This is a genomic window from Mesorhizobium sp. Primo-A (assembly GCF_003997175.1).
Taxonomy (GTDB): Bacteria; Pseudomonadota; Alphaproteobacteria; order Rhizobiales; family Rhizobiaceae; genus Mesorhizobium; species Mesorhizobium ciceri.
In genome coordinates, this window is sequence record NZ_RZTG01000001.1 from 1 (window position 1) to 16,558 (window position 16,558).

Consider the following 16,558-nt stretch of genomic DNA (forward strand, 5'->3'; position numbering starts at 1 on the left):
GGTTTGCACTTTCCGGCTCGACCGTCGCAGCAGTGGGCGTCGGCGGCAGTGGCGGCAAGGCGGGTAAAGGCGGCGTGGTCGACGCGACCGTCGGCGGCACCGTCAACACCTCGGGGGATCGGTCGACCGGCATCGTTGCCCAATCGATCGGCGGCGGCGGCGGCAATGGCGGCTTTTCCGGCGCTGCCAGCTTCGGCGCCAGTGTGGGTGTCGGCGGCAGTGGCGCAGGCGGCGGCGATGCCGATGCCGTCACGCTGCGCACGGCTGATGGCGCGATGCAATCGATCACCACGGACGGCGCGGATTCGGCCGGCCTGATCGTGCAGTCGGTCGGCGGCGGCGGCGGCAATGGCGGCTTTTCCGGCACACTGTCGGCGATTGCCGGCTTCGGCATGGGGGGAAGAGGCGGCGCGGCCGGCAAGGGCGTGGCGACGGAAGCCACCTATAATGGTTCGGTCGAGACTTTCCGCGAAAGGTCGGCCGGTATCATCGTGCAATCGATCGGTGGCGGTGGCGGAAATGGCGGCGGCCAGTTCGGCCTGAGCGTCAACGCAAGCGTGGGCATCGGTGGTTCGGGCGCGGGGGGCGGCGAAGCCGGGACGGCAAAGTTCTTCTCGACGACAACACTTGACGTCACGACCCATCAGTCGGACTCGGCCGGCGTCATCGTGCAGTCGGTCGGCGGCGGCGGTGGCAATGGCGGCTTCTCGTTGAACGGCGCGGGTCTTGTGGCTGCTGTCAGCATCGGCGGCAAGGCCGGCACTGCCAGCGACGCCAAGGCAGTGACGGTCGGCATCAATTCAGGGCTGATTCACACGCTTGGTGACCGCTCCACGGGTATCATCGCCCAGTCGATCGGCGGCGGCGGCGGCAATGGCGGCGGCACGGCTTCCGCCGGCCTCGGCGCCAACGTCACAATCGGTGGCAAGGGAGGTGGCGGCGGCACGGGCTGGACCGTCGATGTCACCAATGGCGCGGCGGTACACACCGAAGGTGTCCAGTCTCATGGCATCCTGGCGCAGTCGATCGGCGGCGGTGGCGGCTCAGGCGGATTTGCCGTCTCGGTTGGCGGGCCGTCCTTCTCGCTTGGCGGCGATGGCGCGTCGGGCGGCGGGAGCAAGAAGGTCTATGTCGAAAACACAGGCCTGATCAGCACGGACAAGGATATGTCGATCGGCATCTTCGCGCAGTCGGTCGGCGGCTCGGGCGGCGACGGCGGGTTTGCGATGGCGGCCGGCGCCTTTGCCGCGGTCGGCATCGGTGGCAAAGGCGGGGCCGGCGGCGCGGCCGGCGAGGTAGAGGTCAAGAACACCAGCAACATCACGACCGTGGGCTCCCTCTCACACGGCATTCTCGCCCAGTCGGTCGGCGGCGGTGGCGGCAATGGCGGATCTGTCGGAACGTTTGCCGTCGGTCTGTTCGGCGCCGCTTCCGTGGCGATCGGCGGCGGTGGCGGCGATGGCAATCTCAGCAACCAGGTCACGGTCACCCACAAAGGTGACATTCATGTCGGCGGCATGGGCTCGAAGGCCATCCTTGCGCAATCGGTCGGTGGCAGTGGCGGCAACGGCGGTTCGGCTTATTCAGGCGCGGTCAGCGCTGGTCTCTACGTGTCCGCTTCGGTCGGGGTTGCCGTGGGTGGCGAGGGCGGCAACGGAGGCAATGGTGGAAAGGTAACGGTTCGGGCTGATGGCAACCTGATTGCCGACACCGACGCAGCCGGTTCCGGCGGCATCGTTGCCCAGTCCATCGGCGGCGGCGGCGGCAATGGCGGCCGCGCTGCCACGATTTCGGGTGCAGCCAGCACGGGGGTCAGCGTTTCACTCGGTGTCACTGTTGGTGGCTGGGGTGGCGACGGTGGCAAGAGCGACCTCGTCATCGTCGACAGCGGCATGAATGGCGGCGGCAGCATCGTTACCAAAGGCGCCAACGCGATCGGCATCCTCGCGCAATCGGTGGCCGGTAGCGGCGGCAATGGCGGCGATTCCTGGGGAGCTGCAGGCGGCTTCGGGGTCAACGCCAGCATCAATGCGACAGTCACCATCGGTGGCGGCGGCGGCAAGGGCAACATCAGCGGCGATGTCGCCGTTCACAACGCCATGACGATCAAGACGGGTGGGGACATGAGCGCCGCGATCGTTGCCCAGTCGATCGGCGGCGGCGGCGGCAACGGCGGAGCGACCAATGGCGCGACGGCCGATCTCGGTACAGAAAACGGCGTCAACGTCGCCGTCAACGTTGGTGTCGGCGGGGCGGGTGGCACAGGCAACAAGTCCGGTGCCGTGGATGTTACGAATTCCGCCAATTTGACCACCGACGGCGACTATTCGTCCGGCATTGTTGCCCAATCGATCGGCGGCGGTGGCGGCATGGGCGGTGCGACAAACACGCAGGCCTTCCACGTCGGCGGCACCGCCGGCACGAGCGTTACCGCAAATGTCAGCATCGGCGGCAATGGCGGCGAAGGCAACGATGCCGCCTGTGCCGCGGACGCCGGTGGCAATGCCACTTGTTTCGATGGCAAGGTCGGTGTCGCAGTCGATAATTCGGGCGAGATCCGCACAAGCGGGTTCAACTCGGTCGGCATCCTCGCCATGTCCATCGGCGGCGGTGGCGGCGGCGGCGGCTCGGCTTCGACCAAAGAGGATATCGTCGGCCCAGGCGATGCTGGCGAGACTTCGGTCGGTATCGGCGCGGCGATCGCCCTCGGTGCCGGCGGCGCCGGCAATGGCGGCACGGTTTCGGTGACCAACCGCAATCTGATCGTCACGGACGGCGCCGATTCCTATGGCATCAGCGCCAATTCGATCGGTGGCGGCGGCGGTGTCGGCGGCTCGTCCAGCTCTGGCGTGCTTGGCACTTACGCAATCGGCGGCTCGCTTGGCGGTGCGGGTGGCAAGGGCGGCAATGGCAACCAGGTCGATGTCGTCAATATGGCCGGCGCAACGATATGGACCAAGCAGGAGCGCTCGATAGGCATCTTCGCGCAGTCGGTCGGTGGCGGCGGCGGCGCAGGTGGTGCCGGCGAAAGCAAGGGCAAGAGCGATGGCGGTGAAGTCGCGGTAAACCTGTCGCTTGGCGGCTCGGGTGAGGTCGGCGGCAACGGCGGCAAGGTCAATGTCGAAAACAGCGGCATAATCCAGACCGACAAGGCCAATTCCCACGGCATCCTGGCGCAGTCGATCGGCGGCTCCGGTGGCGTCGGCGGCGCGTCCGGCACGTCATCCACCGACTCGAAGATCGCCATCACGCTGAGCCTCGGCGGCGCCGGCGGCGCTGGCGGTACCAGCGACAAGGTTCACGTCCAGAACTTCCAGAGCGGTTCGATCCTGACGCAGGACGACAACTCGCACGGCATCTTCGCACAGTCGGTGGGCGGCGGCGGTGGTGCGGGTGGCGCTGGCTCGACGGAGACCGGTAAGGCCGAGACGGCCGTTACCATGTATATTGGCGGCCAAGGCGGCAGTGGCAGCATCGGCGGTGAGGTCGAGGTCAACAACTTCGGCAAGATTGAAACACTGGGCTATATCTCGCACGGCATTTTTGCGCAGTCGATCGGCGGTGGCGGTGGTGCCTCGGGTGCCGCGACCGGCGCATCGGAAGCAGACATGACAATCGGTGGCGGTGCCAGCATACCCAACGGGATTCCGATCCCGGTGGTCGGCGACCCCAACGACCCCGACAACGAGGCCGATGGTGGCAAGGTCACCGTCACCAACGATGGCGAGATCATCACACACAAGGATGGGTCATACGGCATCTTCGCCCAGTCCATCGGCGGCGGTGGCGGATATGGCGGCACGGTTTCGTCCGACTTCGCCGGGTCCGACTCTTTTGCCCTCAGCCTGGGCGGCAAGGGCGGCAACGGCGGCGATGGCGGAGATGTGAGGGTTGAGGTTTCCGGATCGATCGAAACCTTCGGCGCCCGCGCGCATGGCGTCGTGGCGCAGTCGGTGGGCGGCGGCGGCGGTGTCGGCGGCGACGCAAAAGGTAAAACCTCGAACGCGCTCGGCATCGGCGGCCTTGGCGGCAATGGCGGCGATGGCGGCGACGTGACCGTGATCCGCACCGGCACCATCACCACGCATGGTGTCGATGCGGTCGCCATCATCGCTCAGTCGGTCGGCGGCGGCGGCGGCATCGGCGGCGCCGGCTTCGGGCGCTTCGGCGCCACGGCGGATGGCGGCAGCGGCATCGACAACAACACCATCGGCTTCAACACATTTGCGGGTGCCAAGGGCAATGGCGGCACGGTGACCATCCAGCAGGACGGCGAGATCGTCACCGATGGCGAGCGGGCGCACGGCATCGTGGCCCAGGCGGTGGGCGGCGGCGGCGGCCTGGCCGGCACGCTCTCCGCCGGCGCTGCCGGTTCCGGCGGTGGCATCGGCGATGCCGCGGCGGCGACGGCGACGGCCATGAGCCAGGTCTGGGTCAAGGGTGCGAGCTCGTATGCCATGTTCGGACAGAGCGCGACCGGCATCGGCGACGCGCACGCGGTTACGCTGACCGCGGGCGACAGCCTGTTCGCGCAGGGTGCTGGTTCCGTGGCCGCCTACGGCGAAAGCACAGCCAACGGCGCGAAAGGCAACATCACCATCAATCTCAACGGTCATTACACGATTGGCGGTGCCGGAACCGGCGTTGCCGCCATGCTCGTCGGCGGCGCCAACAACGCGCTGACCAACCACAGCCTGCTCTACGCAATGGGAGCGACGCCGACATTCGAGATCCAGGCAGCGGATATCCAGGCATTCCAGACCTTCCTGTTGGCGCCCGGTCCCGTCGTGCCGACCAATGCGATCCTGGAATCGCTGCTCGACGATTTCAGTCCGCTGGCCATTACCGGCACGTCGGGTGATGACCATGTCGACAATTCGCGGCTGGGCGACACGCTGGGACGCGTCATCGGCAACATCGATCTCGGCGGCGGCGACAACAGCTTCCACAATTTTGCCGATGCCTCGATGGTCGGACTGAAAACCATCGATCTCGGCGGCGGGCTGTTCACCAATGACGGGCTCTATACCAACCAGGGCATCGGCGTGGTGGCGAAGGTGGATGTCGGCGGCGGCTTCAAACAAAACCTCTCCGGCGATTTCGTCACCGATGTGGATCTCAACAACCAGATCACGGATGCCCTGGCACTAACGGCGGCCGGTGACTTCAACGGCGAAGCGCCGCTGAATTTCCTGTCGATCGATAAGCTGTTCACAGAATATGTGGTCGCCAATGGCTCGGGGATGACCGACTCCGGCATAGCAGCGAAGACCTTGCATCCGGCAGTGGGCTTCAACTTCCAGTTCCGGGTGGATGGCGGCACCGATCTCGTTCTTTACGCCGACAACCCGACATTCCTGGAACTGGCGCAGGATCCGGGGTCCGGCACCACCGATCCCGGCGTGTTCCAGATGGCGCAGTACCTTGACGATGTCGAGGCAGCATCGACCCCGGACAACCCGATGGCCAGGCTGATCAACATGCTGCGCTTCCTGCCCAATGAAGAGGAACTGGGTGCAGCATTGACCCGGCTCACACCGCATTATGCCGTGCATACGTTCAACATGATCAACCGCGAAGCCGACATGATGCTGGAAGCGGCGCGTGAGTGTACTGGCGTGCCTGCCTACAAGAATCCCGACGGCCGCTGCGTCTGGGCAACGATCAGCCCGCAGGCCGAGTACAGCCGCGACGCGGGCGCTGGCACTACAAGCCGCGACGACGTCCTGAAGACGATGTCGCTTGGCGGCATTGGCGAGATCGGCCAGAACTGGTCGCTTGGTGCCACGATCGGCCGCACAGAGTTCGATTCCAAGATCGGCTTCAATGGAGACCTGCTGTCGGAGACCACCGGTGAGGCCTGGCAGGCCTATGCGCTGGCCAAATATACCAACAAGAATTACTTCGTGGACTTTGCACTCGGTGGCGGCACGGGCTCGTTCAAGGGCGAACGCGACACCCATATCGACCCGGCATTCTACATTCCGGGCGAAACGTTGGCGGGTGATTATCTCGACGAGGTAATGCTGCCTGGCATCGGCAGCAGCGTCACCTACACACAGAAGACCGCGATGTTCGGCGGCTCGGCGCGGTTGGGTTTCACCCGGGAGATGGGCGCCTTCTATCTGCAGCCGACAGTGCAGTTCGACGCGCGCTGGCTGCGTGTCTCAGGCACGGAGGAGGGTTCGGTCGCCGCCTTCAACTTCGATGGCTCGGCCAACACCTACTATTCTGCAACCCCTGCAATCGAGATCGGCACCGACATCGCGCTCAGCGACATTGCCAGCCTTCGCGTCTACGGCAAGGCCGGGGCGGAGTTTTCCAACAAGGAGTGGGAAATCGAAGGTCGCTTCGCGGCGGCGGAGAATCTGCCTGGCAACCCCGCATTGCACTTGACGGAGGCCGTCGATTCGCCGCTCTATCGGGTCGGCGCCGGCCTTGAACTGAATGGCGTCAATGGCGTCGGCATGTCCGTCAGATATAATGGCGCCTTCGGCGAAACGGTTAAACAGAACGCGATCAGCGCGTCTCTCAAGGTCAGCTTCTAGCTGGCCCGAGGCGGAGCCGGGCGGGAGGGGTCTTGATGAGGAAGTTCGCGTATTTCGTGGCGATGCTGGGTGTTGCCTGCACCGTCGGTGTGCCGGCCGCGGCGGCGCAAACCAAGAGCGACAAGGCGGTCGCGGCACCGGCTGCCGCCGATGCGCCGCAGTTGCCCGGTGGCGCGTCGGCACTGTCCGAAACCCACGGCGACTGGACGGTCAATTGCCAGATATCAGGCGCGACCAAAACCTGCAGCCTGTCGCATCAGCAATTCAACAAGCAAAACAATCAGCGCCTGCTGGCGATCGAGCTGTCGAGCAAGACCGGCGAGGATGCCACGGGAACGCTTGCGCTGCCGTTCGGCCTGGCGCTGGCCAAGGGGGTGAGCCTGACCATCGACGATCAGAAGCTGGACGGCAGCCTGGCGTTCAACACCTGCCAGGTCGTCGGCTGTCTGGTGCCGGTGATGTTCGATGCGACTGTCACGCCGCTGCTGAAATCAGGCACCACGCTGAAGATCGACGCTTTCGCGGCAGACACCGGACAAGCGGTGAGCTTTTCCATTCCGCTCAACGGCTTCGCCGGCGCACTTGCCCGAACCGCGGAGCTTTTGACCAATTGATGTGAGCCGCAGGACTTAAAGCGCGCGCCGCCTGAACGCAGTCTCGCGGCAGGGCGGTGCGTCACTGCAGCAGAACATTTTTCAGTCAAACGACGATTGTTTTAAGCCGTTCGGCGATCAGGGCGGCAAGCCGAGCCGCCACTTCGTCCTTGCTCATCTCCGGCCATTCCTCGACACCGGCCTTTGACACGATCCGCACCCGGTTGCGATCGCCGCCCATCACGCCCGAAGAGCCGACGCCGCTTCCCTGCGACACGTCGTTGGCAACGATGAGATCGGCGCCTTTCTTCTTGAGCTTGGCCTCGGCGTTGCGCAGGAGATCCTGTGTCTCGGCGGCGAAGCCGATAACCAGGCCGGGTCGCTGGCTGTGATGGCCGACGCCGGCGAGAATGTCGGGATTCTCGACCATGCGCAGCACCGGCGGCCCTTCGCCCGCGACCTTCTTGATCTTCTCACCGGCCGAGTTCTCGGTGCGCCAGTCGGCCACGGCGGCGACGAACACCGCCGCATCTGCGGGCAAGAGCCGTTCCACCGCGTCGCGCATCTCCTGCGCACGCTCGACGTGAATGGTCTTCACTCCGGGGGGATCGGCGATGCCGACAGGGCCGGAGACGAGGCGCACATCGGCGCCGAGCCTGGCCAGTGCTGCCGCGATGGCATGGCCCTGCTTGCCGGACGAGCGGTTGGCGATGTAGCGCACCGGGTCGATCGGCTCATGGGTCGGGCCGGAGGTGACGATGATCTTGCGCGCCGACAGCGGCCTGGGGCCGACATCGAGCAGCGCCTCGACCGCAGCAACGATCTCCAGCGGCTCGGCCATGCGGCCTTCGCCCGCCTCATTGCTTTCGGCCATCTCGCCCCTGGCCGGACCGACGAAGGTGACGCCGTCCTTCTGCAGCGTCGCGCGGTTGCGGCGGGTGGCCGGATGCGCCCACATTCTGGGGTTCATGGCCGGCGCCATCAGCACCGGCTTGTCGGTGGCGACAAGCACGGTGGAGGCCAGATCGTTGGCGTGGCCGTTTGCGAGCTTCGCCATCAGGTCGGCGGTGGCGGGCGCCACCACCAGCAGATCGGCCTCGCGCGACAGCCTGATATGGCCGACATCGTGTTCGTCATTGCGGTCGAACAGCTCGGTGAAAACATGGTCGGCGGAGAGCGCGCCGACCGACAGCGTGGTGACGAATTCCTGCGCGGCCGATGTCATGACCACCCGAACCGCGGCCCCGCGCTCGCGCAGCCGGCGGATCAGATCCAGCGCTTTGTAGGCGGCGATGCCGCCGCCGATGATGAGCAGGATGCGCTTGCCGGAGAGGCTCATGCACCCTCCCAAGGATTGACTATGCTGATACCGCAATCGGAAAAGTCAGCAACGTTTCTAGTCACCACCGCAAAGCCCCGCGAGCGAGCAACCGAGGCGATCTGTGCGTCAAATTCGCGTATAGGACGTCCCAGAAATCGTCTGTTCGAAACAATCTCCGCGTATGCTTCGGCTTCGCGGTCACCGAACGCGAGCACTGGGGTCTTGAGCCATTTGGTGAAAAAGGCCCCGATGACACTACCCAGTGCAGCCTTACGCGTTCCGTCCGGCATGTTCGCAAGCCCAACGAGCAGCTCTGCCTTGGTCATCGCCGTGACATATGAGCGGGTCGCGAGCGAGCTATCCATCCAGGTAGCCACCCCTGCATCCGGCCGTGGTTTGAAGGTTTCCGAGATAACATTCGTATCCAGCACGAACATGGTTAGTCAAATTTCAGTGGCTCGCGCGTAGGGCCGCGCTCCGGCAACTCGACATCGAAACCGCCATGGGGCTCAACCAGCCTACGAATCGCGGCATAGAGTGACTCTCCCCGAGGGTCTTGGTCCACACCGTCCGAAAGAACACTCTTGGCAAGAACGCTACGCGCTTCCTCTTCCATTGAGACTCCCCTCACGGCAGCTCGCTCACGCAGTTTCTGCTTCACGTTGGTGTCGAGATTGCGGATGGTAAGTGTGCTCATGTTTTTGCTCCTTACCTCAACCTAGTCCATGAAAGCGTTGCTTTCAATGATAGCAATGCCGGCACTGCTGTCACCGAGAACTCAGATCATCTTCCAGGCGATATAGACCAGCGTCACGGCAATCACCCAGAGTGCCCAGCGGCCGGAACGGCTGTAGCGCGCCTCGGCCTTGCCGATGGCGTGGGCGGTGGTCTCGTCGAAGCGCAGGCCGTGCTCGGCCATCAGGTCGATCTCGCGCGACAGCCGGTCAGTGCGCGCCGCAAGCTCGGGCACCTGGCGGGCCAGCGTCAGCAGCGCCTTGGCGCCATCGCGCGCATCCATCATCATGCCACGCGGCCCAAGATTGCCTGATATCCAGTCGCCGACCACCGGCTCGGCAGTCTTCCACATGTTGAAGGCCGGGTCGAGCGTGCGCGCCACGCCCTCCACCACCACCATGGTCTTCTGCAGCAGGATCAGTTCGGGCCGCGTCGCCATGTCGAAGAGCTCGGTAACCTCGAACAGCAGCGTCAGAAGCTTGGCCATCGAGATGGTCTCGGCCGGCTGGCCATGGATCGGCTCGCCGATCGCCCGGATCGCCTGCGCGAAGGCCGCGACATTGTGCTGGCGCGGCACATAGCCGGCCTCGAAATGGACCTCAGCGACGCGCAGATAGTCGCGCGTGATGAAGCCGTAGAGGATTTCGGCGAGGAAGCGGCGCTCCTTCTTGCCGAGCCGGCCGGCAATGCCGAGATCGACGGCAACGATGGTGCCGTTCGCCTCGACGAACAAATTGCCCGGATGCATGTCGGCGTGGAAAAATCCGTCGCGCAGCGTGTGGCGCAGGAACGACTGGATCAGGTTTGTGGCGATGGTTTTCAGATCGTGGCCCGCCGCGACCAGTCCGGCAATGTCGTTCATCTTGACGCCGTCGACCCACTCCATGGTCAACACGTCGCGGCCGGTACGCTCCCAGTCGACGGACGGCACGCGAAAGCCGGGGTCGTGCCTGGTGCTTTCACCGAGCTCCGAGAGGGCCGCCGCCTCGAGGCGAAGATCCATCTCGATCTTGGTGGTCTGAGCCAGCGTCTGGGTGACCTCGACCGGCCGCAGCCGGCGGGACGAGGGGATGTATTTCTCCTGCAGGCGAGCGGCAAGGAAATAGCTTTCAAGATCCTGGAAGAAGCGGCGGCGCACGCCGGGCCGGATCACCTTGACCGCCACCTTGGTGGCAACGCCGTCATGCATGGCATCGGCGGCATGGACCTGGGCGATGGAGGCGGCGGCGACCGGATCGCCGAATTGAGCGTAGAGATCGCCGACTTTGCGCCCGAGCGAGGCTTCGATGGCCGCTATGGCTTCGGCCTTCGGAAAGGTGTGCATCTTGTCCTGCAACATGGCGAGATCGAGCGCCATGTCGTTGCCGACGACGTCGGGCCGCGTCGCCAGGAACTGGCCGAGCTTTACATAGGAGGGGCCGAGCCGGACGACCGCCTTGGCCAGCCGGTCGCTGCGCTCATAGGCCAGCGCGCGGCGGCGCGTGAACAGCCGTGCCATCCGCCAGCCGAACTTCGGCAGGCCGGACAGTTCCTCACCCGGCAGAGCGGCGACGACACCCTCGCGGACCAGCACCCAGCCGGCCCTTACGAGCCGGAATCCTGCACTGACATTGCTCATGGCAGCGCCAACCCTGCCGGCTCTTTGAACCGGCATAGCACGCGTCGATTGTGAGAAATGCGGTCCGGCCTCAAAGCTTCCAGCCCGAATGAAGTGCTGCAATACCGCCGGAATAGTTGCGGAAGGAAACGCGGTGGAAGCCGGCGCGGGAAATCATCGTCGCGAAATTCTGCTGGTTGGGAAACCTGGCGATCGATTCGACCAGATAGGAATAGGGCTCGCCGTCGCCGGTGACCATCTTGCCGATCTTTGGAATGGCGTTGAACGACCAGGCTTCATAGGCCTTGTCGAGCAGCGGCATCTCGACCTCGGAAAATTCCAGGCACAGGAAGCGCCCACCGGGCTTCAGCACGCGAAACGCTTCGCCCAAGGCCACCTCGATGCGCGGTACGTTGCGGATGCCGAAAGCGATGGTATAGGCATCGAATGTGGCATCAGGGAAGGGCAGTTCCTCGGCATTGGCCTCGACGAAATCGGTGTTGCCGGACAGGCCCTTCTTTTCGGCCCGGTCGCGGCCGACAGCCAGCATCGAGCCATTGATGTCGAGCACGGTGGCATGGGCATTGCCGTGGCTGGCATCGACGATGCGAAAGGCAATGTCGCCGGTGCCTCCGGCAACGTCGAGCACCTTCCAGCCCGCCCGTTTAGGCGGATTGAGCCAGGTGACCATGGCGTCCTTCCACAGCCGGTGCAGGCCGGCCGACATCAGATCGTTCATCAGGTCGTAGCGGTTGGCGACCTTGTGGAAAACATCGTTGACCAGGGACTGCTTGTCGCCAGCCCCTACACGCTTGAAACCATAGGAGGTTTCCATGCCGCCCGCGGCCGTGGTTCTCTCAACTGACATTTTTTTGATCCGTCATAAAACCGGCGGGACCATAGCCGATCGATGGTGCGGGCGCTATTGTTTAAGGCGCGGTGTTCAGCCGCGCTTCCAGGTGGCGGGTTTTCGAGACCTGGACGGACCGACGGGATGATTGAATGCCTTTGAAAGCGGAACTGCACTGCCACATCGAAGGGGCAGCGGCGCCCGAACTCGTCATCCGCCAGGCGCAGAAATACGGCAAGGACACCTCGCCCTATATCCAGAACGGTTCCTTCGTCTGGCACGATTTCACCTCCTTCCTGGCGGCTTATGATTTTTCCGCCGATCTGTTCCGGACCGAGGAGGACTATGCGCGGCTGGCCGACCACTATCTGACCAGCCTTGCCCGCGACGGCGCCATCTATTCCGAGGTGTTCACCTCGCCGGACCACGCTAAAAAAGCCGGCCTGTCGCCCAAGGCCTATACCGACGCGCTCGGCGAAGGCATGGCCCGCGCCAAGGCCAAGACCGGCATCGAGGGCCGCATGATCGTCACCGGCGTGCGCCATGTCGGCGTCGAGTCGATCGAGCAGGCGGCGCGCTTCGCGGCGCGCTGCGGGCATCCGCTGGTCACCGGTTTCGGCGTTGCCGGCGATGAGCGGATCGGTGATATGGAGGACTATGTCAGGGCTTTCGAGATCGCTCGCGAAGCCGGGCTCGGCATCACCATCCATGCCGGCGAACTGACGGGCTGGGAGACCGTCCAGGCGGCGCTGGATCACATCCGCCCGTCCCGCATCGGCCATGGCGTGCGCGCCATCGAGAACCCGGACCTCGTCCGGCGCATCGCCGACGAGGGTATCGTGCTGGAATGCTGCCCCGGTTCCAACATCGCGCTCAAGGTGTTCGACAGTTTCGCCGATCATCCGTTTCCGGCCCTGCAGGCGGCAGGCTGCAAGGTGACGCTCAATTCCGACGATCCGCCCTATTTCTGGACCTCGCTCAAGCGTGAATACGATATCGCTGCCGAGCATTTCTCGATGAACGACAAGGCGCTGACCGCCGTCACCAGAACGGCCATCGAGGCCGCTTTCGTCGATAGAAAGACAAAGACGGCACTTCTTGCCCGGTTGAACAGCGCGGCACGCTGATTTCCGCCGACAAAGCTGTGGTCGGTGCGGGCCAAGCGGTTCCTTGGCCGGCGCATTGCCGCTAGGGTTCGCCCAGGCAGCTTGAAGCGCGGCGCGTCCGAAAGGGCGATGCGCGCATTTTCGGGCGCAGGCATCAGGAGAACACCATGCAGGGCGTCACCGTCGTCGACCACCCGCTTGTCCAGCACAAGCTGACCATCATGCGCAAGAAGGAAACCTCGACGGCGGGCTTCCGCCGGCTGCTGCGCGAAATCTCGCTGCTGCTCGGCTACGAGGTCACCCGCAATCTCGAACTGACGACGACGACCATCGAAACGCCGATGGAAACGATGGAAGCGCCGACGCTCGAGGGCAAGAAACTGGTCTTTGCCTCGGTGCTGCGCGCCGGCAACGGCTTGCTGGAAGGCCTGCTCGACCTGGTGCCGGCGGCGCGCGTCGCCCATGTCGGTCTCTACCGCGATCACGAAACGCTGGAGGCGGTCGAATATTTCTTCAAGGCGCCGAGCGACCTCGCCGACCGGCTGGTGATCGTCGTCGATCCGATGCTGGCCACCGCCAATTCGGCGATCGCGGCGATCGACAAGCTGAAAGAGCGCGGCGCCACCAACATCCGTTTCCTTTGCCTGCTGGCGGCGCCCGAAGGCATCGAGCGCTTCATCAAGGCGCATCCGGACGTTCCCGTCTTCACCGCTTCGATCGACCGCCAGCTCAACGAGAAGGGCTACATCATGCCCGGCCTCGGCGACGCCGGCGACCGCATGTACGGGACCAAGTAATATCAGACCAAGTCGCCTGGTACGATTTACCAAATATTTACGAAAAGGCGCGGTTTTGGCGCGCGTTAAAGCGGCAAACACCATCCGGGCTTAACGATCGGCTGTCACTACAGCGCCGCGCGTCCGTTTCGGACGCGCAAAGGACGCTGTAGCACTTTGATTTTGTGCATGAGCCTTTCCGAAAATCGTTCCCGATTTTCGGGGTCATGCGGCGAGGCCGATCCATGCTGCGCAAACTTCTGATCCTCGCCGTTTTCGCCGGTACATCGGCATCGATACCGATTGTGTATCAGTCGAATCCGCAACTCGTCGAAAACCTGCTGAGGTCGGCGGTGCCGGGCAAACAAGCGGTCGAAGCCCAGCCGAACGTCAATCTGGCATCGGTGCCCAACAAGCCCGCGGCACCGCTGCCGATGGGCCGCAAGGTCCTCGTCGCGGCAGACGAACGCGGGCATTTCTCGTCACCCTTCAAGCTCAACGGACGTCAGGTCGACGGCATGATCGACACCGGCGCTACATTGGTCGCCATCAACATTTCGACGGCACGCAGGATCGGCCTGTCGCTGAACGCTTCCGACTTCAACCGCGAGGTCAACACCGCCAACGGCACCATCAAGGCGGCTGTGGCCATGATCGACCGCCTGCAGATCGGCAGCATCACCGTCAATGACGTCCAGACCATCGTGCTCGACGACAGGGCGCTGCGCACCAATCTGATCGGCATGAGCTTCCTCAACCGGCTCGACAAATACCAGGTCGAGAACGGCACGCTGCTGCTCGTCCAGTAAGGCTATTCGTTTTCCCAAATTCCCAAGGGAAAGCGCTATGCGCTTTTTCCCAGGGAGAACCGTTTCACACTTTTCCTGGAATTGCTCTAGCCGCGCGGCAGAATCCGCCGGATGACCGACTTGTCGGCGGGCGGCTTCGAGGCACCGACCATATAGGCCGAAAGCACGGTTGCCGCGGCGGCCTCGGCATCGGCCGATGAGCGGGCATGGATCAGCGCCAGCGGCTCGCCGATCCCAACCTCCGCACCGACCGGCAATAGTCTGGTGATGCCGACCGCAGGGTCGATCTGGTCGTCCGGCCGCGTGCGTCCACCTCCCAGGCCGACCACTGCGAGCCCGATATCGCGGGTGGCGATGCCGGTGACGAAGCCATTTGCGGTCGCCTTGACGGCAAGTTCGATCGCCGCCGCAGGCAGATATTTTTCCGGTTTCTCGATGAAATCGGCGGGGCCGCCAAGCGCGGCCACCATGCGTGCGAAAGTGGCGGCGGCGCGGCCGCTGGCGAGCGTCTCGGTGGCGCGCCGCATGCCATCCTGGTTGGACGACACCAGCCCGGCCGACTGCAGCATTTCGGCGGCCAGCGCCAGCGTCACATCTTCGAGCCGACGGTCACGATACCGGCCGGTGAGGAAATCGACGGCGTTGCGCACCTCGACTGCGTTGCCGGCGGCCGACGCCAGCGGCTCGTTCATGCCGGTGATCAACGCCGAGGCCTTCAGTCCGGCGCCGTTGGCGATCTCAACCAGGCTGTTGGCGAGTGCGGTGGCGTCGCGCGATTTTTCCATGAAGGCGCCGTTGCCGACCTTGACGTCGAGCACCAGCGATTGCAGCCCGGCCGCCAGCTTCTTCGACAGGATCGAAGCGGTGATCAGCGGCACCGATTCGACCGTGCCGGAGACGTCGCGGATCGCATAGAGTCGTCGATCGGCGGGCGCGAGGTCGGCGGTCTGGCCGATGATGGCACAGCCTGTTTCGAGCACCGCCTTGCGAAACAGCGCGACATCGGGCTGGCTGATGTAGCCCGGGATGGCATCCATCTTGTCCAGCGTACCGCCGGTGTGGCCAAGGCCACGGCCCGAGATCATCGGCACATAGGCGCCGCAGGCGGCGACGATCGGCGCCAGCATCAGCGAGACATTGTCACCGACGCCGCCGGTCGAATGCTTGTCGGTGACCGGGCCAGGCAGGTCCGACCAGTCGAGCACATCGCCGGAATCGCGCATCGCCAGCGTCAGCGCCACGGCCTCGTCGCGGTTCATGCCGTTGAAGAACACCGCCATGGCGAAGGCGCCGGCCTGGCCGTCGGTAACGGCGCCTGACGTCACGCCCGCGACGAAGCCGGCGATCTCGTCCTCCGACAGCCTCAGGCCATCGCGCTTGCGGCGGATGATTTCCTGGGGAAGCATCAGATCTCCAGCAGTCCGTCGCGGAACACGCGCTGCAGGATCGTCGCCAGCCGCGCGCCGCCGACCGGCGCCATGTCCTTGGTCTCCTGGTGCGAAAGCTCGGCCCCGGTCATGCCGGCCGCCAGATTGGTGATGACCGAACAGGCGGCGACGCGCAGTCCGAGGAAGCGGGCGAGAATGACCTCCGGTACGGTCGACATGCCGACCGCATTGGCGCCCATGATGCGCGCCATGCGGATTTCGGCCGGCGTTTCGAAGCATGGGCCGGAGAACCACATATAGACGCCCTTGTGCAGGGTGGTGCCGGTCGCTTTTGCCGCCCGCTCGATGGCCTGGCGGATGCCGGCATCATAGGCTTCGGTCAGGCCGACGAAACGCCGGTCGCTTGGTTCGCCGATCAGCGGGTTGGTGCCCGAGAAATTGATGTGGTCCGATATCAGCATCACCGAGCCCGGCGGCATGTCCGGATCGACCGAGCCGGCGGCATTGGTGAGGATCAGTTTCGTGATGCCGATGCCGGCAAGCACTTCCAGCACCGGCCGCATCGCCGCGGCGTTGCCGTGCTCATAGTAATGGGCACGGCCCGACAGCAGCAGCACCGGCACGCCGGCAAACAGCCCTGCCACCACTTCGCCGGCGTGCCCGGTGACACCGCTTCTGGGAAAGCCGGGCAGGTCGGCATAGGAGATGCGGATCGGGTCCTCGATCTGGTCGACCAGACCGCCGAGGCCCGAGCCGAGCACCAGTGCCGTGGCCGGCGCCAGGCCGTCCAGCCTTTCGACGAGATGATCCAGGGCTTTTTCCGTCATCGTTGCCA

At 64.6% G+C, this 16,558-nt stretch carries 12 protein-coding genes; 5 read left to right on the forward strand and 7 right to left on the reverse strand.

Going from position 1 to position 16,558, the window contains the following annotated elements; all coding sequences use genetic code 11:
• Positions 1 to 74: 74 nt before the first annotated feature.
• Positions 75 to 6,548 (forward strand): autotransporter outer membrane beta-barrel domain-containing protein, encoded by a 6,474-nt coding sequence (locus tag EOC83_RS33535; protein ID WP_281034819.1) that lies wholly within the window; start codon positions 75 to 77, stop codon positions 6,546 to 6,548.
• Positions 6,549 to 6,583: 35 nt separating this feature from the next.
• Complete coding sequence (locus EOC83_RS00010; RefSeq protein WP_063168994.1) at positions 6,584 to 7,162, forward strand: invasion associated locus B family protein; 579 nt, start codon at positions 6,584 to 6,586, stop codon at positions 7,160 to 7,162.
• Positions 7,163 to 7,247: 85 nt separating this feature from the next.
• Here the strand turns inward: EOC83_RS00010 and coaBC are convergent, their stop codons facing one another.
• The 5 genes from coaBC to ubiE form a co-directional block, all read right to left on the reverse strand.
• Positions 7,248 to 8,480 (reverse strand): bifunctional phosphopantothenoylcysteine decarboxylase/phosphopantothenate--cysteine ligase CoaBC, encoded by a 1,233-nt coding sequence (coaBC, locus tag EOC83_RS00015; RefSeq protein WP_063168993.1) that lies wholly within the window; start codon positions 8,478 to 8,480, stop codon positions 7,248 to 7,250.
• Positions 8,477 to 8,899, reverse strand: coding sequence for a type II toxin-antitoxin system VapC family toxin (locus tag EOC83_RS00020; protein ID WP_024502801.1), 423 nt, complete (start codon positions 8,897 to 8,899; stop codon positions 8,477 to 8,479). The genes coaBC and EOC83_RS00020 overlap by 4 nt, the downstream gene beginning before the upstream one ends.
• A 2-nt stretch (positions 8,900 to 8,901) precedes the next feature.
• Positions 8,902 to 9,159 (reverse strand): plasmid stability protein, encoded by a 258-nt coding sequence (locus EOC83_RS00025; RefSeq protein WP_013529622.1) that lies wholly within the window; start codon positions 9,157 to 9,159, stop codon positions 8,902 to 8,904.
• A gap of 81 nt (positions 9,160 to 9,240) precedes the next feature.
• On the reverse strand, positions 9,241 to 10,815 hold the full coding sequence (ubiB, locus tag EOC83_RS00030; RefSeq protein ID WP_063168992.1) for a 2-polyprenylphenol 6-hydroxylase: 1,575 nt from the start codon (positions 10,813 to 10,815) through the stop codon (positions 9,241 to 9,243).
• 70 nt (positions 10,816 to 10,885) lie between these two features.
• Positions 10,886 to 11,662 carry a bifunctional demethylmenaquinone methyltransferase/2-methoxy-6-polyprenyl-1,4-benzoquinol methylase UbiE gene (gene ubiE / locus EOC83_RS00035; protein ID WP_063168991.1) on the reverse strand — a complete coding sequence of 259 codons (777 nt, stop codon included), beginning with the start codon at positions 11,660 to 11,662 and terminating at the stop codon, positions 10,886 to 10,888.
• Positions 11,663 to 11,796: 134 nt separating this feature from the next.
• Between ubiE and EOC83_RS00040 the strand changes: the two genes are divergently transcribed.
• The 3 genes from EOC83_RS00040 (at position 11,797) to EOC83_RS00055 (ending at position 14,335) form a co-directional block, all read left to right on the forward strand.
• Complete coding sequence (locus EOC83_RS00040; RefSeq protein WP_063168990.1) at positions 11,797 to 12,771, forward strand: adenosine deaminase; 975 nt, start codon at positions 11,797 to 11,799, stop codon at positions 12,769 to 12,771.
• Positions 12,772 to 12,917: 146 nt separating this feature from the next.
• Positions 12,918 to 13,547: a uracil phosphoribosyltransferase gene (gene upp / locus EOC83_RS00045; protein WP_013529626.1), complete on the forward strand. Its 630-nt coding sequence runs from the start codon at positions 12,918 to 12,920 to the stop codon at positions 13,545 to 13,547.
• Positions 13,548 to 13,771: 224 nt separating this feature from the next.
• Positions 13,772 to 14,335: a TIGR02281 family clan AA aspartic protease gene (locus EOC83_RS00055; RefSeq protein WP_024502797.1), complete on the forward strand. Its 564-nt coding sequence runs from the start codon at positions 13,772 to 13,774 to the stop codon at positions 14,333 to 14,335.
• An 86-nt stretch (positions 14,336 to 14,421) separates the two neighbouring features.
• Here the strand turns inward: EOC83_RS00055 and deoA are convergent, their stop codons facing one another.
• Positions 14,422 to 15,741 (reverse strand): thymidine phosphorylase, encoded by a 1,320-nt coding sequence (deoA, locus tag EOC83_RS00060; protein WP_063168989.1) that lies wholly within the window; start codon positions 15,739 to 15,741, stop codon positions 14,422 to 14,424.
• Positions 15,741 to 16,550, reverse strand: a complete 810-nt coding sequence (locus EOC83_RS00065) for a purine-nucleoside phosphorylase (protein WP_024502795.1) — start codon at positions 16,548 to 16,550, stop codon at positions 15,741 to 15,743. The genes deoA and EOC83_RS00065 overlap by 1 nt, the downstream gene beginning before the upstream one ends.
• Positions 16,551 to 16,558 lie beyond the last annotated feature (8 nt).